General features: G+C 38.9%; 20 protein-coding genes and 1 pseudogene. 18 read left to right on the forward strand and 3 right to left on the reverse strand.

All coding sequences use genetic code 11. The features are described from left to right. Positions 1 to 36 precede the first annotated feature (36 nt). The 7 genes from topA (at position 37) to HMPREF2988_RS11900 (ending at position 8,325) form a co-directional block, all read left to right on the forward strand. Positions 37 to 2,115 carry a type I DNA topoisomerase gene (gene topA / locus HMPREF2988_RS11870; protein ID WP_070770710.1) on the forward strand — a complete coding sequence of 693 codons (2,079 nt, stop codon included), beginning with the start codon at positions 37 to 39 and terminating at the stop codon, positions 2,113 to 2,115. After that, positions 2,084 to 3,460, forward strand: coding sequence for an FADH(2)-oxidizing methylenetetrahydrofolate--tRNA-(uracil(54)-C(5))-methyltransferase TrmFO (gene trmFO / locus HMPREF2988_RS11875; protein WP_002372288.1), 1,377 nt, complete (start codon positions 2,084 to 2,086; stop codon positions 3,458 to 3,460). The genes topA and trmFO overlap by 32 nt, the downstream gene beginning before the upstream one ends. A gap of 197 nt (positions 3,461 to 3,657) precedes the next feature. Continuing rightward, positions 3,658 to 4,563: a tyrosine recombinase XerC gene (gene xerC, locus HMPREF2988_RS11880; protein ID WP_002290220.1), complete on the forward strand. Its 906-nt coding sequence runs from the start codon at positions 3,658 to 3,660 to the stop codon at positions 4,561 to 4,563. A gap of 35 nt (positions 4,564 to 4,598) precedes the next feature. Next, the gene (hslV, locus tag HMPREF2988_RS11885; protein ID WP_002290221.1) at positions 4,599 to 5,147 is read left to right on the forward strand and encodes an HslVU peptidase proteolytic subunit; all 549 of its coding nucleotides are present in this window, start codon (positions 4,599 to 4,601) and stop codon (positions 5,145 to 5,147) included. Positions 5,148 to 5,160: 13 nt separating this feature from the next. Continuing rightward, on the forward strand, positions 5,161 to 6,561 hold the full coding sequence (gene hslU / locus HMPREF2988_RS11890) for an ATP-dependent protease ATPase subunit HslU (RefSeq protein ID WP_002290222.1): 1,401 nt from the start codon (positions 5,161 to 5,163) through the stop codon (positions 6,559 to 6,561). A 15-nt stretch (positions 6,562 to 6,576) separates the two neighbouring features. Next, positions 6,577 to 7,368 carry a GTP-sensing pleiotropic transcriptional regulator CodY gene (gene codY, locus HMPREF2988_RS11895; protein ID WP_002290223.1) on the forward strand — a complete coding sequence of 264 codons (792 nt, stop codon included), beginning with the start codon at positions 6,577 to 6,579 and terminating at the stop codon, positions 7,366 to 7,368. 81 nt (positions 7,369 to 7,449) lie between these two features. Further along, positions 7,450 to 8,325 (forward strand): aldose 1-epimerase family protein, encoded by an 876-nt coding sequence (locus HMPREF2988_RS11900; RefSeq protein ID WP_070770711.1) that lies wholly within the window; start codon positions 7,450 to 7,452, stop codon positions 8,323 to 8,325. A 144-nt stretch (positions 8,326 to 8,469) separates the two neighbouring features. Here the strand turns inward: HMPREF2988_RS11900 and plsY are convergent, their stop codons facing one another. After that, entirely contained in the window at positions 8,470 to 9,108 is a 639-nt protein-coding gene (plsY, locus tag HMPREF2988_RS11905; protein WP_002290229.1) for a glycerol-3-phosphate 1-O-acyltransferase PlsY, read from the reverse strand. Between the two features lie 126 nt (positions 9,109 to 9,234). On the opposite strand from plsY, the gene HMPREF2988_RS11910 reads away from it, so the two are divergent. The 8 genes and pseudogenes from HMPREF2988_RS11910 to HMPREF2988_RS13925 form a co-directional block, all read left to right on the forward strand. Then, complete coding sequence (locus HMPREF2988_RS11910) at positions 9,235 to 9,669, forward strand: CoA-binding protein (RefSeq protein ID WP_002315197.1); 435 nt, start codon at positions 9,235 to 9,237, stop codon at positions 9,667 to 9,669. Between the two features lie 165 nt (positions 9,670 to 9,834). After that, entirely contained in the window at positions 9,835 to 11,880 is a 2,046-nt protein-coding gene (gene parE / locus HMPREF2988_RS11915) for a DNA topoisomerase IV subunit B (RefSeq protein ID WP_070770712.1), read from the forward strand. A gap of 11 nt (positions 11,881 to 11,891) precedes the next feature. Then, complete coding sequence (parC, locus tag HMPREF2988_RS11920; protein WP_070770713.1) at positions 11,892 to 14,342, forward strand: DNA topoisomerase IV subunit A; 2,451 nt, start codon at positions 11,892 to 11,894, stop codon at positions 14,340 to 14,342. Between the two features lie 276 nt (positions 14,343 to 14,618). Continuing rightward, positions 14,619 to 16,850, forward strand: coding sequence for a formate C-acetyltransferase (gene pflB / locus HMPREF2988_RS11925; protein WP_002309546.1), 2,232 nt, complete (start codon positions 14,619 to 14,621; stop codon positions 16,848 to 16,850). Positions 16,851 to 17,093: 243 nt separating this feature from the next. Then, positions 17,094 to 17,855 carry a pyruvate formate-lyase-activating protein gene (pflA, locus tag HMPREF2988_RS11930; protein WP_002309545.1) on the forward strand — a complete coding sequence of 254 codons (762 nt, stop codon included), beginning with the start codon at positions 17,094 to 17,096 and terminating at the stop codon, positions 17,853 to 17,855. An 84-nt stretch (positions 17,856 to 17,939) separates the two neighbouring features. Then, the gene (locus tag HMPREF2988_RS11935) at positions 17,940 to 18,866 is read left to right on the forward strand and encodes a manganese-dependent inorganic pyrophosphatase (RefSeq protein ID WP_002372303.1); all 927 of its coding nucleotides are present in this window, start codon (positions 17,940 to 17,942) and stop codon (positions 18,864 to 18,866) included. A 181-nt stretch (positions 18,867 to 19,047) separates the two neighbouring features. After that, the gene (locus HMPREF2988_RS11940; RefSeq protein ID WP_070770714.1) at positions 19,048 to 19,929 is read left to right on the forward strand and encodes a DUF1803 domain-containing protein; all 882 of its coding nucleotides are present in this window, start codon (positions 19,048 to 19,050) and stop codon (positions 19,927 to 19,929) included. Between the two features lie 74 nt (positions 19,930 to 20,003). After that, positions 20,004 to 20,213, forward strand: a pseudogene (locus tag HMPREF2988_RS13925) (GNAT family N-acetyltransferase); the annotation flags it as partial. A 136-nt stretch (positions 20,214 to 20,349) separates the two neighbouring features. Here HMPREF2988_RS13925 and HMPREF2988_RS11945 read toward each other — a convergent pair. Further along, a complete protein-coding gene (locus HMPREF2988_RS11945) occupies positions 20,350 to 20,982 on the reverse strand; it encodes a hypothetical protein (protein ID WP_002315192.1) in 633 nt (210 codons plus the stop codon). 147 nt (positions 20,983 to 21,129) lie between these two features. After that, positions 21,130 to 21,672 carry a DUF2179 domain-containing protein gene (locus tag HMPREF2988_RS11950; RefSeq protein WP_002289260.1) on the reverse strand — a complete coding sequence of 181 codons (543 nt, stop codon included), beginning with the start codon at positions 21,670 to 21,672 and terminating at the stop codon, positions 21,130 to 21,132. Between the two features lie 134 nt (positions 21,673 to 21,806). On the opposite strand from HMPREF2988_RS11950, the gene HMPREF2988_RS11955 reads away from it, so the two are divergent. From HMPREF2988_RS11955 to HMPREF2988_RS11965, 3 genes are all read left to right on the forward strand, one after another. Further along, positions 21,807 to 22,196 (forward strand): hypothetical protein, encoded by a 390-nt coding sequence (locus HMPREF2988_RS11955; protein WP_070770715.1) that lies wholly within the window; start codon positions 21,807 to 21,809, stop codon positions 22,194 to 22,196. A 3-nt stretch (positions 22,197 to 22,199) separates the two neighbouring features. Continuing rightward, on the forward strand, positions 22,200 to 22,958 hold the full coding sequence (locus HMPREF2988_RS11960) for an alpha/beta fold hydrolase (protein ID WP_024634678.1): 759 nt from the start codon (positions 22,200 to 22,202) through the stop codon (positions 22,956 to 22,958). Between the two features lie 135 nt (positions 22,959 to 23,093). After that, the gene (locus tag HMPREF2988_RS11965) at positions 23,094 to 24,041 is read left to right on the forward strand and encodes a LacI family DNA-binding transcriptional regulator (protein ID WP_002309535.1); all 948 of its coding nucleotides are present in this window, start codon (positions 23,094 to 23,096) and stop codon (positions 24,039 to 24,041) included. Positions 24,042 to 24,092 lie beyond the last annotated feature (51 nt).

Here is a 24,092-nt window from a genome sequence, read left to right on the forward strand (position 1 = left end):
GTAGGAACACGACAATGGAAAGGAGTCCATTCAGTAATGGCGTATAAATATTTAGTGATTGTAGAATCACCTGCAAAAGCCAAGACGATTGAGAAATATCTTGGACGAAACTATAAAGTAATGGCCAGTGTTGGCCATATAAGAGATTTACCGAAAAGTAAAATGGGTATCGATTTTGAAAACAATTATGAACCCCATTATATTTCTATACGCGGAAAAGGCGATGTCATCAAAAGCCTGAAAGCCGCAGCAAAAAAAGCTCAAAAAGTTTACTTGGCAAGTGACCCGGATAGAGAAGGAGAAGCGATTGCTTGGCATTTAGCGTACCTACTTGGGTTGGATCTGAAAGAAAAAAATCGGGTGGTCTTCAATGAAATCACAAAAGATGCAGTCAAAGCAGCCTTTAAGGAACCAAGAACGATCGATGTAGATTTAGTAGATGCACAGCAAGCACGTCGTACCTTAGACAGAATCGTTGGTTATTCGATCAGCCCTATTCTTTGGCGCAAAGTCAAGAAAGGGTTAAGTGCAGGACGTGTCCAATCTGTCGCTTTAAAAATTATTATTGACCGTGAAAAAGAGATCCGAGAATTTGTTCCAGAAGAATATTGGAGCATCGACGGTAATTTTAAAAAAGCTCGCAAGAAATTCAAAGCAAATTTCTGGGGAATTGACGGTAAGAAAAAGAAATTACCAGATGCACAAAGTGTAAAAGAAGTCACTGCTAGAATTGATGGAACAGACTTCGAAGTTAAAAAAGTAGAAAAGAAAGAGCGCAAAAGAAACCCTGCGAATCCTTTCACTACAAGTAGCCTGCAACAGGAAGCTGCCCGTAAATTAAACTTTCGAACAAGAAAAACCATGATGGTAGCACAACAATTATATGAAGGAATCACTTTGGGTAAACAAGGAACAGTCGGCTTGATTACATACATGCGTACTGATTCTACCCGGATTGCCGATACAGCAAAAGCAGAGGCCGCAGCATTTATTGAAGATACGTATGGAAAAGAATTTTCTAGACATGATCACCGAAAGATCAAAAATGCTCAAGGTGCACAAGATGCCCATGAAGCTGTGCGTCCAACAAGTGTGCTTCGTACACCAGATGAACTCAAACAATATTTAGATAAAGATCAATTGAAACTTTATACATTGATCTGGTCACGTTTTGTGGCTAGTCAGATGACGCCGGCTATTTTGGATACAATGAAAGTAACATTAGAACAAAATGGTGTGATCTTCATTGCGAACGGTTCAAAAATTAAATTCAAAGGATTCATGCAAGTGTATGTGGAAGGTAGAGATGACGGCAAAGAAGAGAAAGAAAATATTCTTCCAGAACTTGAAGAAGGCGATGTCGTCCAATCTGTTGATATTGAACCAAAACAGCATTTTACTCAACCACCTGCACGTTTCAGTGAGGCTACGTTAATTCGTGCACTAGAAGAAAACGGGGTAGGGCGACCTTCCACTTATGCACCAACACTTGATACGATCCAAAGACGCTACTATGTAAAATTGACACAAAAAAGATTTGAGCCGACAGAATTAGGAGAGATTGTCAATTCGCTGATCTGTGAATTCTTCCCTCAAATCGTTGATATCCATTTCACAGCAGAAATGGAAGGAGATTTGGATAAAATCGAAGAAGGCACGGAAGCGTGGGTCAAAGTAGTCGATCGTTTCTATAAACCGTTTGAAAAAGAACTGACGAATGCGGAAGAAAAAATCGAAAAAATCCAAATCAAAGATGAACCAGCAGGATTCGATTGTGATGTCTGTGGACATCCGATGGTGATAAAATTAGGGAAATACGGGAAGTTTTATGCTTGTAGCAATTTTCCTGATTGTCGGAATACCAAACCGATCGTAAAAGAAATCGGTGTGACTTGTCCAGTATGTCATGAAGGGCAAGTCATCGAACGAAAATCTAAGAAAAACAGACTGTTCTACGGTTGTTCTCGTTTCCCAGAATGTGAATTCACTTCTTGGGATAAACCAGTGGGCAGAAATTGTCCAAAATGTGACGGATATCTGGTCGAAAAGAAAGTCAAAGGTAGCAAACAAGTAGTCTGTGTAAATGGAGACTACGAAGAAGACATCCAAAAATAATAGAAAAGAGGTTCTTTCATTGAAAATGGTAAATGTTGTTGGAGCAGGACTTGCCGGAAGTGAAGCTGCTTGGCAGATCGCACAAGCAGGAGTACCTGTCCGTTTATATGAAATGCGTCCAGTCAAATCGACTGAGGCGCATCACACAAGTAATTTTGCTGAACTAGTATGTTCCAATTCACTAAGAGGAAACAGTTTGGCTAACGCAGTAGGATTATTGAAAGAAGAAATGCGACGATTGAATTCAGTAGTAATCACTTCGGCAGATGAAACAGCAGTGCCAGCTGGTGGTGCTTTAGCTGTTGACCGAGATTCTTTTTCTGAAACGATTACCCGAAAAGTCAAAGAGCATCCATTAGTAACAGTGATAAACGAAGAAATTACTGAAATACCAGAAGGAATCACCGTAGTAGCAACAGGACCGCTGACTTCTCATCCATTGGCAGAAAGCATCAAAGCATTCAATGGTTCAGATGGTTTTTATTTCTACGACGCAGCTGCACCGATCGTAGACAAAGCTACGATCGATATGGATAAAGTATATTTGAAGTCCCGCTATGACAAAGGAGAAGCAGCTTACTTGAACTGTCCGATGACAGAAGAGGAATTCAAAGCTTTCCATGAGGCACTAATCAATGCCGAAGTGGCAGAACTTAAATCTTTTGAAAAAGAAAAATATTTTGAAGGATGTATGCCAATCGAAGTAATGGCACAGCGTGGATTCAAAACAATGCTTTTTGGTCCTATGAAACCAGTTGGATTGGAAGATCCTAAAACTGGCAAACGTCCTTATGCTGTTATCCAGCTACGTCAAGACAATGCTGCAGCTTCTTTATACAACATCGTGGGCTTCCAAACTCACTTGAAATGGGGCGAGCAAAAACGTGTTTTCCGGATGATTCCTGGATTGGAAAATGCTGAATTCGTTCGCTATGGTGTTATGCACCGAAATAGCTTTATGAATTCGCCAGAATTACTGAAACCGACGTATCAATCAACGAAACGCGAAGATTTGTTCTTTGCAGGTCAGATGACTGGTGTAGAAGGCTATGTTGAAAGTGCAGCAAGCGGATTACTTGCTGGAATCAATGCCGCACGCTTAGCAAAAGAAATGGAACCAGTCGAGTTTCCACAAGAAACAGCTATTGGAAGCATGGCTTATTACATTACTCATGCGGAAGGAAAACATTTCCAACCAATGAATGCCAACTACGGTCTGTTTCCTGAATTGCCGGAACGCATTCGGGACAAAAAAGCAAGATATGAAGCAATTGCCCAACGCGCTTTAAAAGCGAATGAGACAATAAAAAAAGAATTAGAAAAAACAGCAGTCCCAAATGAGTGAGCAAACTCGATGAAGAGGGTGAGACGGATAGTCTCGCTCTTTTTCTTGCGTTTTTCTTAAGGATTTCTCAAACAAAATGTGGGGAATTGCATTAATTGTGAACAAACTTAGAAATATTGGTTAAATTCTGACAATTTATTTGTCTTTTTGTAGACGCTGTGCTAAATTATTCTCTGGGACAAAAGGAAGGTGAGAAAATGACGGAAGCCACGTGGGAACAAAAATTTTTGCGTTATTTGATTGTCGAAAGAGGATATTCAGAAAAAACGAAAGAAGCATATGAAGAAGATATTCTCCATTTTAAACATTTCTTGGAGGAATCTGGAGACGCTGATCTGCTGAAGGCGGAATACTTTACGGTTCGTGTCTATTTGAGTGCATTAGCTGATCATCGCCCCAGCTATAGCAGAAACTCTATCAGTCGCAAGATAGCTAGCCTACGTTCGTTTTATCAGTACCTTCTCAAAGAAGAAGTGATAAAAGAAAATCCATTTTCTTACGTTCATCTCAAAAAGAAAAATTTGAGATTGCCACGCTTTTTTTATGAAAATGAAATGCAAGCACTTTTTGACAGCGTAGCAGGAGATAGTCCTCTAGATTTGAGGAACCGCGCTTTGCTGGAAGTCCTTTACGGATCTGGCATCCGTTTAAGCGAGTGTAGCAATCTGTTGGTATCAGACATTGATTTTGATTCAGAGGTCATGTTGATTCATGGTAAAGGAAACAAGGAGAGATACGCGCCTCTAGGTTCTTTTGCCCAAGATGCTCTACAAGAATATTTCACAGAAGGCCGTCAGGTATTGATGACAAAATATCACGAAGAGCATGATATTGTTTTTGTGAATCATCATGGAAAACCAATCACGCCTACTGGTATTGAATATGTCTTGAATCAGATGATCAAAAAAAGCAGTTTGGATAGCGATATCCATCCCCACATGCTGCGCCATACATTCGCCACTCATTTATTAAATAATGGGGCAGATTTGCGGACAGTCCAAGAATTGTTAGGACATGCCAATTTATCAACTACCCAGATCTATGCCCATGTAACAAAAGAAAGTTTACAAAAAAACTATCGTTCATTCCATCCAAGAGCGTAAAATAAGGAAAAGAACAAATTTAGGAGGAAACAAACATGGTCGAATCACCATTTCATTCAACCACAATCTGTGCTGTCGAAAAAGACGGAAAATTTGCCATGGCTGGAGATGGCCAAGTAACAATGGGTGAATCTGTTGTCATGAAAGGCACAGCAAAGAAAGTACGACGTATCTACAATGGCGAAGTCGTTGTAGGTTTCGCCGGAAGTGTCGCAGATGCATTTACTTTAGAAGAAAAATTTGAAGGCAAACTGAACGAATACAATGGAAATCTGCAACGTGCAGCTGTTGAATTAGCTCAAGAATGGCGGACACAGCAATCTATGCAAAAACTTGAAGCGATGCTGATCGTAATGAATGAGAAAGAAATGCTTCTTGTTTCAGGTACAGGAGAAGTGATTACGCCAGATGATGGCATCTTAGCTATCGGATCAGGCGGGAATTTTGCGTTGGCCGCAGCCCGAGCAATGAAAAATTATGCTCAAAATGACATGAGTGCGAAAGAAATTGCAGAAAATGCGTTAAATATTGCCGCAGACATCTGTATCTTTACTAATCATAATATTATCGTAGAAGAACTGTAAGAGGTGAGTAAATATGTATGAATTGAAACAAACACCAAGACAAATCGTAAGTGAATTAGACGAGTACATCGTAGGACAGCATGCAGCAAAAAAATCTGTTGCCGTCGCTTTGCGTAACCGCTACCGCCGTTTGCAGTTAGATGAAAAAATGCAACAAGATATTACACCCAAAAATATGCTGATGATCGGACCTACAGGGGTCGGTAAAACAGAAATCGCGCGACGTTTGGCCAAAATCGTCAATGCACCATTTGTCAAAGTCGAAGCAACAAAATTTACTGAAGTCGGTTATGTCGGAAGAGATGTAGAATCAATGGTCCGGGATTTAGTAGAAAATGCGATCCAAATCGTAGAAAAAGAGCAATACAGCCGTGTATACACAAGTGCTAAAAAAAATGCTGAAAAACGTTTGGTAAAAATCTTAGTGCCTGGTATAAAAAAAGAACAGAAACAATCCACTAATCAATTTGAACAAATGATGAATCTTTTTAATGCTAGTCAGCAAAACAACGCTGAACCACAAGAAGAAGTGACAGAAGATATTCGGATCAACCGCCGTACAGTTTTGGAACAACTACAAAAGGGATTACTGGACAATCGTGAAGTAACCATTGAAGTCGAAGATCAAAAGAAACCTGCACCAATGATGAACAATGGATTGGAGCAAATGGGGATCGACCTAAATGAAACGTTAGGTGCTCTAACACCAAAGAAAAAAGTGGAACGGACGGTGACAGTCAAAGAAGCTTTAGAGTTATTAATCAAAGAAGAATCAGCAAAACTAGTCAAGGATGCTGATATCCACAGCGAGGCAATCAAATTAGCAGAAGAAAGCGGGATTATCTTTATCGATGAAATCGATAAAATTACTTCTAAATCACAGCAATCTGGAGAAGTATCCAGAGAAGGCGTCCAAAGAGACATATTGCCAATTGTCGAAGGTTCACAAGTAAACACAAAATATGGGATCATCCAAACAGATCACGTCCTATTCATTGCTTCAGGAGCTTTCCATTTGTCTAAACCAAGTGATCTAATTCCAGAACTTCAAGGACGCTTCCCAATACGGGTAGAATTAGATGATTTGACAGCTGAAGATTTTGTGAAAATCCTGACTGAACCGAATAATGCTTTAATAAAACAATATGTAGCATTGATTGGTACAGAAAATGTGTCAGTTACATTTACAAAAGAAGCAATTGAACGGATCGCTCAAATTGCTTTCGATGTCAATCGTGACACAGATAATATCGGTGCACGTAGACTGCATACTATTTTGGAAAAACTATTAGAAGACCTATTATTTGAAGCACCAGATATGCAAATGGGTGAAATAACGATTACAGAAGCATACGTTGATGACAAACTTGGCTCAATTGCGGCAAATGAAGATTTAAGTCGCTATATTTTATAAAATCGGAGGACGACCATGACAGACTTGCTAACGAAAACCCGCAAGATAAACACACTTTTGCAGCAAAAAAATACTTTTGACATGCAAGCAGATTTGCCTTACGATAAAATGGCTGTCACATTAGGTGGTATTCTTGACAGCAACACCTATATCATAGGAAGTGACGGAGTATTACTAGGTTATAATGAACGCCACGATGTGAATAATGAACGAATCAAAACAATGTTTGTTGAGAAACAATTCCCTGAATCTTACACTGATACAGTGGCACAGCTGATGAAAACTGAAGCTAATATCCCGATTACAAGCGATATTACTGCGTTTCCGGTAGAGTCAAGAGAAAAATATCCATTTGGTTTGACGACTGTCGTTCCAATCTTTGGAGCTGGCGAACGTCTGGGGACGATCATTTTATCTCGCATGGAACAATCGTTTGCAGATGACGATCTCGTCTTAGCAGAATATGGAGCTACGGTTGTCGGTATGCAGATCCTTTATCAGAAGTCTCGAAGTATCGAAGCTGATGTACGGAGTGCAACGGCTGTTCAAATGGCAATCAACACATTGTCTTACAGCGAGTTGAAGGCTGTACAAGCCATTTTTGAAGCATTGGATGGAGATGAAGGACGTTTGACTGCTTCTAATATCGCCGATAGCATCGGAATCACTCGTTCTGTGATCGTCAATGCTTTACGAAAATTGGAATCAGCTGGAATCATTGAATCTCGCTCGTTAGGCATGAAGGGAACTTATTTAAAAGTATTGAATTCCCGTTTTAAAGACGAATTGGCAAAACATAGTTATTAGAAACAAGGGGACTGGGGCGGATATAGATGTTTGCTCCAGCCTTCCCATTTTAAAAAGTAAGTCGAAGTTGGAGGAATGGCAATGACTGTTATTATTCAAAATGACCAGCTGATCGCTGAAATCGCTGAACACGGTGCGGAATTGATCAGTTTAAAATCAAAAGAACACGGTTTAGAGTATATCTGGCAAGGTGATCCAGCGTATTGGGGTAGACATGCACCAGTTTTATTCCCTTTTGTTGGACGCTTAAAAGATGACCAGTATGTTTACCAAGGGAAAACATATCAAATGGGACAACATGGATTTGCCCGAGATATGGATTTTGAAGTCATTGAACATGGACAAGAAATGGCTAGTTTCATCTTGCGGAGTACACCGGAGACATTAGAAAAATATCCTTTTGATTTTGAATTAGTGATTAGTTATGAATTAGGAGGAGACGGTATCACGGTCCATTTCCAAGTAGCAAATACAGGTGAAGAAGAAATGTTCTTTTCTATCGGTGGACATCCTGCTTTCAATGTACCTCTTGAAGAAGGATTGTCATTCGAAGACTTTTATCTAGCATTTTCTCCATTGAAATCAAGATTACGCCTGCCTTTGAAAGGCCCATTCATTGATATGGATCAAAAGACGTTAGGACAAACAAATACGAATTTGGCTTTGAATCGGGAGCTTTTTGATCAAGATGCATTGGTTTTTGAAACAAAAGGACTAAATGCGTACGCCATTCGGAGTGAAAAATCTTACCATAGCATAACTTTAAGCTATAAAGATATGCCTTATGTAGGAATCTGGTCTCCTTATCCAAAAGAAGCTCCTTTCGTTTGTATCGAACCATGGTGTGGAATTGCTGACACGGTGAATAGCAGTGGAAACTTGATGGAAAAAGTAGGAATCAATCAACTAGGTGCCCATGAAATCTTCAAGACAAAATATTCGATCACAGTGAAGTAAGAGGGTGTAAAAAAGCTATTCTACATCAAGTAATAAGAGGTTGTGGCAGAAGTGGTCAGCTTCTGGAACATCGTTTGTTCGAAAAAAGGGAGTGTGACATGGATTTGTCACACTCCTGTTTTATCTCTTTGGACTGAAAAAGTGTCAGGATTTTTTCTTGCTGCTGTTCAAACCAAATGGGATTCGACTTTCCGTATGGTTTCTGATACGCTTGATATTGTCTTTGTGACGATAGAAGATAAAGGAAGAGACTAAAAAGGCAATGATCGTCAGCAACCAATTGGGCTTAGCCAAAATCACAGGAGCTACATAAGGAAGGACGATCGTGGATAAAGTGATCAACGCTGCACTGATCATACTACTCAAACTCACCATACTTGTACAAAATAGACTAACGATAAAAATGATACAGGAATAAACAAAAAATACAGGATTAAATCCTAAAAGCATTCCTGCACTTGTCGCAACAGCTTTTCCTCCTTTAAACCCAGCAAATATCGGAAATGTATGACCAAGAATCGCACATACCCCAAACCAAAGAGGGTTAGTCCCAGAAAGGTGAAAAATCATCGGCAGACAAGTAGCCAATGTACCCTTTAAAATATCCATAAGAAGGACAACGATCCCGGCGGTTTTGCCTAATACCCGAAATGTATTGGTGGTTCCAGTATTACCGCTCCCATGTTGCCGGATATCTTTTTTGAAAAACAATTTGCCGATCCAGACACCGGAAGGAATAGAACCTAAAAGATATGCTAAAATAAGTAATAAGATCAATTTCATTTTTTACCCTCTCTCAAGTTGAAAACTATCCTTTATTTTAGCATGAATAGGTAACAGGAACAATTGAAAAAATGAAAGATACAAGTATAATAGATGAAATAAAAAGAAAAGCAAGGGGTGACAGAAATGTCTATAAAAAATCCAACACAAGAAACGATTTTTAACTATTTGAAAGAAGCAAAAAATATTGCCGTCGTAGGCTTGAGCAATAAACCAGAGCGAACAAGTTACATGGTTGCACAGGTATTGCAAGACAATGGATATAAAATCATACCAGTAAATCCATTATTGGCTGGTGAAGAAATTCTAGGAGAGAAAGTCTATGCGAATGTAACAGAAATCGATGATCCAATCGATATCGTAGATGTATTTAGACGGAGCGAATTTTTGCCTGAAATAGCAGCTGATTTTTTGAAAACCGATGCTAAAGTGTTTTGGGCACAACTAGGGATCGAAAACGAAGAAGCAGATGAGATGCTAAGAAAAGCAGGACGCACAGACATCGTAATGGATCGCTGTATCAAGATTGAACTTGGTAAGTTGAAAGAAAACCAAAAATAAAAATGACCACAAAGAAGAGATGATCGATAGAGAGGAATGTCGAAAAAGCGGTTAGGAGATAATTAAAATTGATTTCTCATCTAACCTCTTTTTTTTCACGACCTTTTCTAGTATGATAATCGTGGTGCGGTTTTGCCGCAAAGTATTATTGAAGGAGCGTTTGCCTTGGCAAAAAAAGTAAACAACGAATATAATGACTCGTCCATCCAAGTATTGGAAGGATTAGAGGCAGTTAGAAAAAGACCAGGGATGTACATTGGATCCACTGACAGCCGAGGCTTGCATCATTTAGTCTATGAAATCGTCGATAATGCAGTTGATGAAGCATTATCAGGATATGGCAGTGAGATTGATGTGACCATCCATGAAGACAATAGTATAACTGTTGCAGATAGCGGACGCGGGATGCCTGTAGGGATGCATGCTTCCGGAATCCCAACAGTTGAAGTGATTTTTACTGTGCTGCATGCTGGCGGAAAGTTTGGCCAAGGAGGGTACAAAACTTCTGGTGGACTTCACGGTGTAGGAGCCAGTGTGGTAAATGCCTTATCGAAATGGCTGACTGTAACAATCGTTAGAGATGGCGTAGAGTATCAGCAGAAATTTAAAAACGGCGGTAAACCTGACGGTACGTTGAAAAAGATAGGAAAAACAAAAAAAGCAAATGGGACGATTGTCCATTTTTTACCAGACGATACAATATTTAGTACAACAAAATTTTCATACGAAATTTTAGCCGAACGGTTAAGAGAATCTGCCTTTCTTCTAAAAGGCGTTAAAATCTCACTTTCTGATCTTCGGGGAGAAGAATCAGTCAAGGAAGTTTTCCATTATGAAGAAGGAATCAAAGAATTTGTTGATTACCTGAATGAAGAAAAAGATACATTGACACCGGTCGTTTATTTTTCAGGAGAAAAAGAAGGTATCGAAGTAGAGGTCGCTTATCAATACAATGATGGGTATTCAGAAAATGTCTTATCGTTTGTCAATAATGTTCGGACAAAAGATGGCGGAACCCATGAAGCTGGAATGAAAGCGGCAATGACGAAATCTTATAACGAATATGCGAGAAAAGTCGGCTTGCTGAAAGAGCGGGACAAGAATCTGGAAGGTAGTGATTTCAGAGAAGGATTAGCTGCTGTTCTCTCTATCCGTGTACCTGAAAATCTTCTGCAATTTGAAGGCCAAACGAAAGAAAAACTTGGTACGCCAGTTGCTCGTACCGTAGTAGATAACGTCATCAGTGAACAAATGGGCTTTTATTTGCAGGAAAATAGCGAAATGAGCCAGATGTTGGTCCGTAAAGCAATCAAAGCGAGAGAAGCGAGAGAAGCAGCACGTAAAGCCAGAGAAGAAAGCCGAAATGGGAAGAAACGTAAAAAAGGCGAATCTCTTCTTTCAGGAAAATTGACACCCGCACAATCCCGAAACCCTAAGAAAAATGAATTGTATTTAGTCGAAGGGGATTCTGCCGGCGGATCTGCTAAACAAGGAAGAGACAGAAAGTTCCAAGCAATTCTACCTTTACGAGGAAAAGTCATTAATACCGAAAAAGCTAAAATGCAAGATATCTTGAAAAATGAAGAAATCAATACGATGATCTATACGATTGGTGCAGGAGTCGGCCCTGAATTTTCTATCGAAGACTGTAATTACGACAAAGTAATCATCATGACCGATGCGGATACAGACGGCGCCCATATTCAAGTATTACTGCTTACTTTCTTTTATCGTTATATGAAACCGCTGATTGAAGCTGGGAAAGTATATATCGCGTTACCGCCTTTATATAAAGTATCCAAAGGACAAGGGAAGAAGCAAGTCATTGAATATGCGTGGACAGATGACGAATTGGCAGCAATGATTAAAAAAGTCGGCAAAGGATATATGCTACAGCGATATAAAGGACTTGGAGAGATGAATGCGGAACAATTGTGGGAAACAACGATGGATCCAACTTCCCGTACGTTGATCCGCGTCCGTATCGACGATGCTGCGCAAGCTGAGCGTCGGGTAACCACACTAATGGGTGACAAAGTAGAACCTCGAAGAAAATGGATCGAAAATCACGTACAATTTACGTTGGAAGAAGATGGCAGTATCTTAGATAAAAAAGAGGATGCTGAAATCTCTCCTTCAGTTTCTAATGAATTATTAGATGAAGAACGAGCAGATAAAAACGAAGATAATCAGTTATTTGAAGTAGAATAGGAGGTCACCTGATGGAAAATCGACAAGAAGTACAAGAATTAACTTTAGAAGAAGTGATGGGTGACCGCTTCGGACGTTATTCCAAATATATTATCCAAGAACGTGCACTGCCTGATATCCGTGATGGATTGAAACCAGTGCAACGCCGGATATTATTTGCCATGAACAAAGATGGCAATACGTATGACAAAGGATTCCGTAAATCAGCAAAATCTGTCGGAAATATCATGGGAAATTATCATCCTCATGGTGACAGCAGTATTTATGAAGCGATGGTCCGCATGAGCCAAGATTGGAAGTTGCGGGAAGTACTGATCGAGATGCACGGAAATAACGGGAGTATGGACGGTGATCCACCTGCTGCGATGCGTTATACTGAAGCCAGATTATCCAAGTTAAGTGGAGAGATGCTAGCAGATATCGAAAAAGAAACAGTTAATCTCGTGTGGAATTTTGATGATACAGAAAAAGAACCAACAGTCCTTCCAGCTCGATACCCAAACCTTCTAGTCAATGGATCGACAGGTATATCTGCTGGATATGCGACAGAAATCCCGACGCATAACTTAGCTGAAGTGATCGACGGCACAATCTATATGATCGATCATCCACAAGCGAGCCTTGAAAAATTGATGGAATATATTCCTGGACCTGACTTTCCAACAGGAGGGATCTTGCAAGGAAAAGATGAAATCAAAAAAGCTTATGAAACAGGGCGAGGAAAAGTTATTCTTCGTTCGAAAACAAAGATAGAAGCAATGAAGGGCAACAAACAGCAAATCGTGATCACTGAAATCCCATATGAAGTAAATAAAGCGACATTGGTGAAAAAAATGGATGAGATCCGTTTGAATAAGAAAATCGATGGAATAGCTGAAGTACGAGATGAAAGTGATCGGACTGGTCTGCAAATTGTCGTTGAATTGAAAAAAGACGCCAACGCTCAAGGTATTTTGAATTATTTGTTCAAAAACACTGAGTTACAGATCAATTACAATTTCAATATGGTCGCTATCGATCATATGACTCCGCATCAAGTTGGACTGAAAGACATTTTAAGAAGTTATATCGAGCATCGAAAGCAAGTCATAACAAAACGCAGCCAATTCGATTTAGCCAAAGCTCAAAAACGACAGCATATCGTGGAAGGCCTGATGAAAGCTTTATCGATTCTGGATGAAGTAATCGCAACGATTCGTGAAAGTAAAGACAAAAAAGACGCCAAAAAGAATTTAGTCGATGTCTTCCAATTTACAGAAGAACAAGCAGAAGCAATCGTCACATTGCAACTATACCGTTTGACGAACACGGATATCACAGAGCTTCAAAAGGAATCCGAAAACTTGATTGCACAAATCACAGAGTTGAATAAAATCCTTTCAAACGACAAAGAGCTTTTCTCTGTTATGAAAAAAGAATTGCGAGAAGTGAAAAAAAATTACTCTTCCGCTCGTCTGACGACAATCGAAGACGAAATCGAAGAAATCAAAATCGATACGCAAGTTTTAGTGGCGCAAGAAGACGTAATCGTCAGTGTGACACGAGAAGGCTATGTGAAGCGAACAAGCCTTCGTTCTTATAGTGCTTCCAAACCAGAAGAAATCGGGATGCGAGAAGGCGACTACTTGCTGTATTCAGGTGAATTGAGCACATTGGACCATGTTCTTCTGATTACGAATAAAGCAAATGTGATCTACCGTCCTGTTCATGAACTACCCGATTTGAAATGGAAAGATGCTGGTGAACACATTTCTCAAACAATCTCCAATCTGTCTGTAGATGAATCGATCTTAGCTGTTTTCCCATATCAAAAAATCCAAGCAGAGAAAACATTTGTATTCATCAGCAAGAATGGATTGATCAAGCAAACACGAATGACAGAGTTCGAACCATGGCGCACCTACAAGAGTCGTCCGCTCAGCTGTATGAAGCTAAAGGCGGAAGAAGATGAACTTATTGCTGTATATCTGAAAGAAGATCAGCCAGGCTTAGATGTGTTCTTAGTAACGAATCAAGGAATGGGCTTGCGCTATCCTTTAACAGATGTTCCCGTTGTTGGAGCAAAGGCAGCTGGAGTGAAGTCTATGAATTTGAAAGATGGAGATAGGATTGTCAATGGACTGCTTGTGTTAGCAGACGGAGATACGCCGATCGTAATCGTTACTCAGCGAGGAGCTGTGAAACGCATGCTTGCTCAAGAAATCAGCCAAACTTCACGTGCGAAGCGGGGAGTGACGGTCATGCGTGAGCTGAAAAAAAATCCGCACCGCATTATCTATATGTCGGAAGGAAGATCAAAAGAAATAACCTTGATGAATCAAAAAGGACAACAGATAACGATTGATCCAACGGATTTTCCTATAGGTGATCGAACATCGAATGGTTCGTTTGCTATGGACGAGAAAAAAGGTGGAGAAGTCATCGAAGTTATCGATGCTCCTGAGATTTTCATCGAATCATAACTGTTATGGTATTTTAGTGAAGAGGGGCCATCTGTATTAATACAGATGGCCCCTCTTTTTCATTCATTTTTAATAAATCCTTATACGTTTGCAAAAAAAGATGAAAGTGTTCACAATACTTAAATATTGGTATATCAACGTTACTTGGAATATACATAGATAAAACATAAAAATTGTTAAATAAAAAACAAGAAAACCCTTGCAAAGATAAGGTGCTGTGTTATACTAATCACGTAAAAACTGTTACATAAAACAGAAATTTAGGAGGTCCATACAATGGAGCAATGGAATGGATTTAAAGGTACCAAATGGAAAGAAGGCGTAGACACTAGAGACTTTATTCAAAACAACTACACTGAATATCGCGGTGATGACAGCTTTTTGGAAGGCCCAACAGAAGCAACAGAAAAATTATGGGATGAATTGCAAAAGCTGAATGATATCCAATTCGAACGTAACGGTGTCTATGATATGGACACAGAAATCGTATCAACCATTACTTCCCACGATGCAGGCTATTTGGATAAAGATTTGGAAAAAATCGTCGGTCTACAGACAGACAAACCTTTGAAACAAGCATTCATGCCGTTCGGTGGAATCAATATGGCTAACAATGCGCTGAAAAGCAATGGCTATACACCAAACGATGAATTAACACATATTTTCACTGACTGGCGCAAAACACATAATCAAGGGGTGTTTGATGCTTATACTGCCGAAATGCGTGCAGCTCGTAAAAACAAAATCATTACAGGGCTTCCAGACGCTTACGGTCGCGGACGTATCATCGGCGACTATCGTCGTGTGGCATTGTATGGAATCGACTATTTGATGGAACAAAAGAAAAAAGATCATGATATGACTGGTTATCATACGATGAGTGAAGAAGTGATTCGTTTACGTGAAGAAATCACTGAACAATATCGTGCATTAGCACAAATGAAAGAAATGGCTGCAAAATACGGCTATGATATCTCTAAACCAGCTGCAAATGCAAAAGAAGCTGTCCAATGGTTATACTTCGGTTATTTAGCAGCAATCAAATCACAAAATGGCGCTGCGATGTCAATCGGACGTATCTCAGCATTCCTTGATATCTATATCCAACGTGATTTGGATAATGGAGTAATCACAGAAAAAGAAGCGCAAGAATTGATCGATCACTTAGTAATGAAATTACGTATGGTCAAATTCGCGCGTACACCTGAATACAACCAATTATTCTCAGGTTTCCCTATCTGGGCTACTTTATCCATTGCTGGTATGGGCTTAGATGGTCGTTCATTAGTGACGAAGAATGATTTCCGTCTGCTTCACACATTGACAAATATGGGACCTTCACCAGAACCAAACTTGACTGTTTTGTACTCTGAACACCTTCCAGAAGGATTCAGAACATATGCGAGCCGAATCGCTATTGAAAGTTCTTCGATTCAGTTTGAGAATGACAATCAGCTTCGTGAACAATGGGGTTCTGATGATTGTGCGATTGCTTGCTGTGTATCAGGAACAGTTGTTGGAAAAGACATGCAGTTCTTTGGTGCTCGTGCTAACTTGGCTAAAACACTATTATATGCTATCAATGGTGGGGTCGATGAAGTGACTGGCGCCCAAGTTGGACCAGAATATCGTCCTATCACATCAGAAGTACTAGATTTTGAAGAAGTGAAACATAACTTCATGAATATGATGGATTGGTTAGCAGAACTATATGTCAATACGTTGAACATCATTCATTACATGCATGATAAGTATTCTTATGAAGCAGCTCAGCTTGCCTTGATGGATTCTGACTTGCAACGCACATTTGCTACAGGTATTGCTGGAATCTCTCATGCGGCAGACAGCTTGTCAGCCATCAAATATGCAAAAGTAAAAGCAATCCGTAATGAAAAAGGAATAGCAGTTGATTTTGAAGTAGATGGCGACTTCCCTAAATACGGAAATGATGATGACCGTGCAGATGAATTAGTTTCATGGATCTTGGAATACTTCATGGGACAAATCAAACGTCATAAAACTTACCGCAACTCAAAACCAACAACTTCATTATTGACGATTACTTCAAATGTTGTTTACGGTAAAAATACAGGAAATACTCCTGATGGCCGTGAAGCTGGAAAACCACTTGCGCCAGGAGCAAACCCAAGTTACAATGCAGAACAAAGTGGGTTATTGGCCAGCCTGAACTCAACAGCTAAAATGAATTACGGTTGTGCATTGGATGGAATTTCAAATACCCAAACAATCAATCCTTCTGGTCTTGGAAAAGAACAAGATACAAGAATCGAAAACTTGCGTAATGTCTTAGACGGATACTTCTCAAAAGGGGCTTATCATTTGAATGTCAATGTATTCAGTAATGATCTATTGCGTGATGCAATGGAAAATCCAATGAAATATCCGAACTTGACGATCCGGGTATCTGGTTATGCAGTTAAATTCCGTGACTTGACAAGAGAACAACAACTAGATGTCTTGATGAGAACTTCACACGACAGAATGTAAAAAAGTTTAGGAAACAGCCTTTCGACTCAGTGCCGAAAGATCGTTAGATATCCTTCGCATCATAATCGAATGATCAGTATGCTTATTTGAAAGACACGATTTACAGGGGCAGGACATGTATGTTCCGTCCCTGTAAATTTTACACATAACGAAGCGGTGATTGCGAAAAATTTTGTTCAGAAAGCTTCGCTTCGACAGCTAACTTGTACTTAAAATGAAATCAAAGAAAAGATGTGAATTTAAATGGAAGAAAAAACAATCGGCTATGTTCATTCTATCGAAACTTTCGGTTCAGTAGACGGCCCTGGACTGCGCTTTGTCGTGTTTATGCAAGGATGCCGCATGCGTTGCCAATTCTGTCACAATCCTGATACTTGGAATATTGGCGGAGGGAAAGAGTACTCAGCAGATGAACTTTTAGATAAAGCGGAACGCTTCAGACCTTACTGGGGAGATAAAGGTGGGATTACTGTTAGTGGCGGAGAGCCTCTATTGCAGATCGATTTTTTGATCGAACTATTTAAAAAAGCAAAAGAGCGGGAAATGCATACTACATTGGATACATGCGGAAAACCTTTTACGTATGAAGACCCCTTCTTCTCTCGTTTTCAAGAATTGATGAAGTATACAGACTTACTGTTATTTGATATCAAACACATCGATAATGAAGAGCATAAAAAACTAACGCATTGGGACAATGAAAATATTCTAGAAATGGCTCAATATTTGTCAAAAATCAACAAACCGGTTTGGATTCGCCATGTACTAGTTCCTGAGCGAAGTGATTATGATGAATATTTGATCCGACTAGACAACTTTATCCAAACCTTGTCAAATGTAGACAGAGTAGAGATCCTTCCTTACCATACGATGGGAAAATACAAGTGGGAAACACTTGGTTTGAAATATCCATTAGAAGGAATTGAACCACCTACAAAAGAACGTGTCGAAAATGCTAAACGATTGCTTCATACAGAAGAGTATACAAAATATTTAACGCGATAGAACGCATCGGAAAGAAGTTAAGTATTGCTTCTTTCCGTTTTTTTGCTATTATTAAATAGGAGAAATCACAAAGGAGCGAATGACATGTCAAAAATTTTAGTTTTTGGTCACCAAAATCCAGATACAGATGCAATTGGGGCAGCCATTGCCTTTTCACACTTGCAAAATGAATTAGGTAACGAAACAGAAGCAGTTGCTCTAGGTACACCTAATGAAGAAACACAATACGCATTAGACCACTTTCAATTATCTGCACCACGAGTAGTAGAGTCAGCTAAAGCAGAAAATGCAGATGTCATGCTTGTGGATCATAATGAATTCCAACAAAGTATTTCAGATATCAGCGAAGTAAATATTTTGGCTGTAGTAGACCACCATCGTATTGCAAACTTTGAAACAGCTAATCCATTGTACTATCGTGCAGAACCAGTTGGATGTACAAGTACGATCATTTTAAAACTATATAAAGAAAACCAAGTAACGATCCCTAAAGAAATTGCTGGAATCATGCTTTCAGCTATCATTTCAGATACGTTGTTGTTCAAATCGCCAACATGTACGCCTGAAGACGAAGCAGCTGCAAAAGAACTTGCAGCAATCGCTGAAGTAGATCTAACTGCCTATGGTCTTGAAATGTTGAAAGCCGGAACGAATCTAAGTGATAAATCAGCTGCGGTTCTTCTTGATTTGGATGCAAAAAGTTTCCCAATGGGCAGTTCCAATGTGCGTATCGCTCAAGTCAATACAGTGGATCTGAATGAAGTGATGGATCGACAAGCAGAACTAGAAGCAGCGATGGAAGAAGAAATGAAAGCAAATGGCTACGATTTATTCGTATTAGTTGTCACAAATATCTTAGACAGCGATTCAGAATTACTTGTTGCTGGTAAAGGAAAAGAAAAAGTAGAAGAAGCTTTCCAAACAACTTTGACCAACAACCGAGCTTTGCTTAAAGGTGTCGTTTCACGTAAAAAACAAGTCGTACCTCAGTTGACGGCTGTATTCAGCTAATCAAATGGTAGGATGAAGCATTCAAAGTGAATGGGATAAGCGATTGAATAAAAAGAAACACAGAACATACTAAAAATATAAGAAGTGGAGGAGAATAACAGTCAAACATGACTCTTGTTCTTCCTCCTTTTTATGTAAAAACCTTTTAAGTAAAATAATATGGATAGAAAAGAGAACATATATGAACTATTATTATTCAAAAAATAAGGAAAATTTTTATCAAAAACTGACCGGTGATCCGCTTTTTTCTTTATTGACCGATTATCTATATGAACATCGAGAAAAAGAAACGATTCTAAGAGAATTAAAAAAAGAATTTCCGCAAAACAAATTTTCTCATTTTCTTGATTTATTGATAGATGCAGGATTAATCAAGAGAGAAGAACGAAGATATCATTTGAACTTTCCAGTATTTGATCCCAACGATTACTTGCAACAAGCCACTTCGGCTGCTGAAACCATAGCCGACCAATTGAAGAGACTCTCTGTTGCTGAACAAAAATTAGCGATGGGAGAAGTTATTTGGGCGTATTGTTTTGAAGATGAACGAAAAGAAACGCATTTTTATGGAGTAAGAAACAGCCGAGAGACAGAATTGCTGAGAACGACTGCAGGAAATCAGAAGTACCGTTTTATTACACTTTCCTCTAAAGAACACTTCCCGCTTACGTTGGCTAATTATTTTTTTATACAAAAGAATCAGCTTCCTGTAACGAAGGCATTCAAAGAATTAGCCGAACTTATTGGAGATGTAAATGAAGCGTACTTTTTTGATCAAATAGAAATTATCGTTGACAGGATACGTAAGAATAAATATAAAAATCGTCGGCCTAGTATTTTCCATCAGTCATTACTTGTGACGAATACCATAAAGGAAGAAGAATCATTTACACTAGCATTGCCTATTGTCGAAAAAAACAATCTTGAGATCGAATTTCCAACATTGGATCCTTCATTGACAATGGAGGAAAGGGCCTTTCTTAAACGACAAATCTTTTCTGAGCTGAGCAAGAAATTTATGCCGCATGCATTTTCTTATATCAAAGAATATGGAACAATATAGAGCAGCTTTGGTGAGTAGAATCTAAGAGAGCAGTAAGCAAAAATTATGCTGATTCTTGCAAGAGGAGTCTTTCTCTTCTTTTATGGTTAAAAGAATTATTTGAGTATTTTGCCTATCTACCACATATTGGATTCACTACATGGTCTGGAAACAAAGGAATGCAAAAAATTGGTGAGAAATGTGGAATGACAAAGGAAGGAGTCATAAGAAAAGTTAGATTTTTAAATAATCAATATTATGATTCAATCAAGTATGGCATTCTAAGGGAAGAACTAGCCGATTAGATTAGGAAGTCCATTTGGTGATCCAGAATCACTCAGAAACGAATGGTAAGTCATTATTAATCATCTATCCAATCTTGGGATATTCTTTTAGATTGAAGTGTTTAAAATTAAAAAAGCATTTATGAAGTCGTCATAGTCAGGCTTCAAAATGCTTTTTATTTTGTTTCTTTTTTCTTTGCCACATAAATACACCTAGACTGACGATGAAGAGCATATCCAACAGATTTCCTGCGACTTGGATCGTCGAAGGGTTGGCCAATGGTATCAAAGCAAGGACAAAAAAGGAAAACAAGCTGTAGATAAAACATGTGACAGGAACTAATCGAAAGAAGAGCGGACATCTCATTTGGCTAAAAATGAGTGAAAAAATAAAATAAGTGAAAATAGATAAAATCACGACTAAACCATTCATGATAAAGAAGAAAAGCGTATTGTGATTAAACGAATAAAAAAGGATAGCTAAAAAAGAAAACGTTTTAAATGCAATCAATACACCTGAAGCTTCATTTAACGTACCAGGATGTCGATGAAAAAAATAGGCACCGAAATACACAGAAAACATCAAGCCGCATAGAGAAGATAGAATCAAAAAAAACGGATTTTCTTCGGTTTCTGTAATATCAGAATGATCCAAAAGCAACCAGCCTAATGCACTAGAAGGCGCATGTGAGGTCTTAACGTACGAATAACATAGAAAAAATAAAATCGTCAAAGTTGCAAAAAAAGAGCCTAAATGTAAAAAATTAGTTGTTTTACGTTGAATTTCCATAATATCTCCAAATTAAATTGATAAGTATATAAAGTATAATAACAAATCAATGAGTATATGTCGATGTTTTTTAATCAAAATTATAAATAAAAACTGTCGAACATCTAAAATTTAATTTATATGTTCGACAGTTTTTTAATTTGTGAGTTATTTTCCTTGTCTTTTTCTTACTTTTTTAGTCCAAAAACCACCTGAAATATATTTTGGCTCATATGAGATGATGAAAGCACGCTCTTCAATTTCTTTGATCAGACGATACAGTTCACGTTCGCTTTTTCTAGGAGAAAGTATTTCCAAGACCAGTCGCTCGCCTTCTAGACCCATTGCAGAAGTTTGTGTCACACCGTAACCGTGTTCTCTCAGTATACCAGGCAAACTTTTATCTTCCGCGCTATTTGCTGGCAAAATCGTTGTGACCATGATGTATCCTAATGCCAGCTTGTCTTCAATCAAAATCCCAACACTGATACCTACTGCGTAACCTAGCGCATAGACAAATAAATTCAGCGGATTATCTAAACGATCCAATACAAGAGATAGCCCTACGATATAGATCGTGATCTCAACCATACTGACAAGGGGAGCAATCAGCCGGTAGCCTTTCATTGTCAGCATAAAACGTAACGTGTTCAAAGTGATATAAGCAAAATTGATGAGGAAGATCATCCCCAACATTTTAGGATCAATCATTTGTAAAACTCCTTTCATTTGTATAACAACAATATCAAAAAAAATCGCAAGTGAAGAAAAATTGAAACTTTATTGGTACCAAAAAATGATAAAATGATTATAATAGAATTATAAAGATAGGTTAGGTGATTAAAATGAAAACGGTCAATCGAGTGTTTTGTGCCAGCCACGTGCTCAGTCTCCTTCTCAGTATATACTTAGGTGTCTATGCGATTCAACAGCCAATTGATGTAGAGAACATTGTTTTTCAGATGTCGCTGACAGATGGTTTGATTCTAAGCGTTTTTTTCTTTTTGATACTATTTATTGGTAATATTTTCGGTAGCGTTGCCAGTTTTTTGAATTTCTCTGTTTATCCTCTCCTTTCGCTAGCATTAGGAGTGGTGGGGCTTTGTTCCCTATTCTTATTTCCTGAGCCATTCAGTCCTGCATTTATATTATTTGGTATACTGAACCTGTTCCAGACGACTGTCGGATCATGGTTGCTATGGCGATCAGGAAATTTAATGAAAATAGGTGAGTAACCATTGAATCCAATTATATTGAAACGTTCTGTCAATCAAATTCCAGTGTTAGAGGTTGTCCTGAAAGAATTAAGAGAAGAACGGATTCCCGTTGTTATCTATTATCACGGATGGCAGACAAGTAAGGAGTTAGTTTTGACACAAGGAAGGAAAATTGCACAGCAAGGTATTCGTGTGATCCTGCCAGATGCGATGAATCATGGGGAACGCAAACAGCCAGTTTCTTCTATTCCATCCTATACATTTTGGGATAGTATCTACGGGAACTTGTTTGAGTTTGACACGCTTATCAAGCATTTAGAAAAAAGAGATCTTTTACATGATCGGCTTGCAGTTGGCGGGGTTTCGATGGGCGGAATGACAACATGCGCGTTGTTAGCCAAGCATCCTCATATAGCAGCAGGTGTATGTTTGATGGGATCTCCTGCGCCTCTGGAATATGGGAAAGAAATTGCAAGACGAGCGTCAGAATACAACTATATCTTGCCAAAAGACTATTTTGATCTGATCTCGTGGGTCAAGAGTTATGATTTATCATTGCAGCCGGAAAAGCTAGCTGGACGCCCTCTGTTCTTTTGGCATGGACAAGCAGATGAAAAGATCCCTTATATACAAACGGAAAGATTTGTAGAGAAAAACCGGCATGAGCCTTACGGAAAAGAAATTGTTTTTCGTTCCTCCAAAACACAGCGACACATGGTACAAATACCACTGATGGAGGAAGCTTCCGCTTTTTTAGCAAAGAATTTGATAAAAAAATAGAAATAGCTGAATCGGAAAATCACTTAAGGAGGATAGGAGATTTTCTGATTTTTCTTTTGGGCTATAATGAACCCTGTTAGGAAAATTTGGTATAATTGGTAATAAGAACGACAACATGTTAGAAAGGAAGAGAGCATGCCCACTTTAGCAGATGTTGCAAAACGTGCCAATGTTTCAAAAATGACGGTTTCTCGAGTCATCAATCATCCGGAACAGGTGACGGATGAATTGAAAGAGTTAGTTTTCTCAGCAATGGCTGAATTGGATTACCGCCCAAATATTGCTGCAAAAGCACTTGTCACGAATCGGTCACAGATCATCAAATTATTTATACTGGAAGAAATCGACACAACCGAGCCCTATTACATGAATTTGCTGATGGGGATCGCTAAACGGATCGGAAAAGCGCATTATTCTCTCCAACTAGTTACAAATGACGCATTCGATGTCGGTTCTTGTGATGGATACATCATCACAGGTGTCAGAAAAAAAGACTTCGATTGGATTGACCGCTTGGAAAAACCAGTTGTTTTGTTTGGAGAAAATTGTGAAGGATATGACTATGTAGACAGCGATAATGAATATGGTACAGCAAAAGCAACGCAATATGCCTTAGAAAGAGATTACCAAACAATTATTTATATCGGGATCGAAGTGGACGAATCGTTTGAGCTTTCAAGGGAAGCTGGTTACTTATCTGTGATGAAGGAAGCTGATCTTCCAAGTAAGATCTTGCGATTTCCAAATCATTCGACAGAAGTAGAAAGATATATGATAGAAAACTGGGCAGGTTTCACCGATAAAACTTGTTTTGTATGCAGCTCAGATCGACTGGCACTAGGAGCGGTAAGAGGAATTGTAAATGCTGGTGGGCGCTTGCCGGAAGAATTTGGTGTAATCGGCTTTGATGGCGTGTTTTTAGACCAAATCAGTTCGCCTAAATTGACAACGATCAAGCAAGATATTATCCGTATGGGGGAAGTATGCGGGGAAATGTTGCTGAAAAAAATAGAAGAGAAAGGGGCAAGTCAAGGTTATCGTCGCTTTTTCCCTGAACTAGTCATCAGAGAAACGACAAATTAAGCCTCGTTACTTTTTATATATTTATGAAATTCATCGCTATTTTCTTAAAAT

Origin of the sequence: Enterococcus sp. HMSC061C05 (assembly GCF_001814765.1) — a bacterium.
In the GTDB taxonomy this organism is placed as follows: domain Bacteria; phylum Bacillota; class Bacilli; order Lactobacillales; family Enterococcaceae; genus Enterococcus_B; species Enterococcus_B lactis.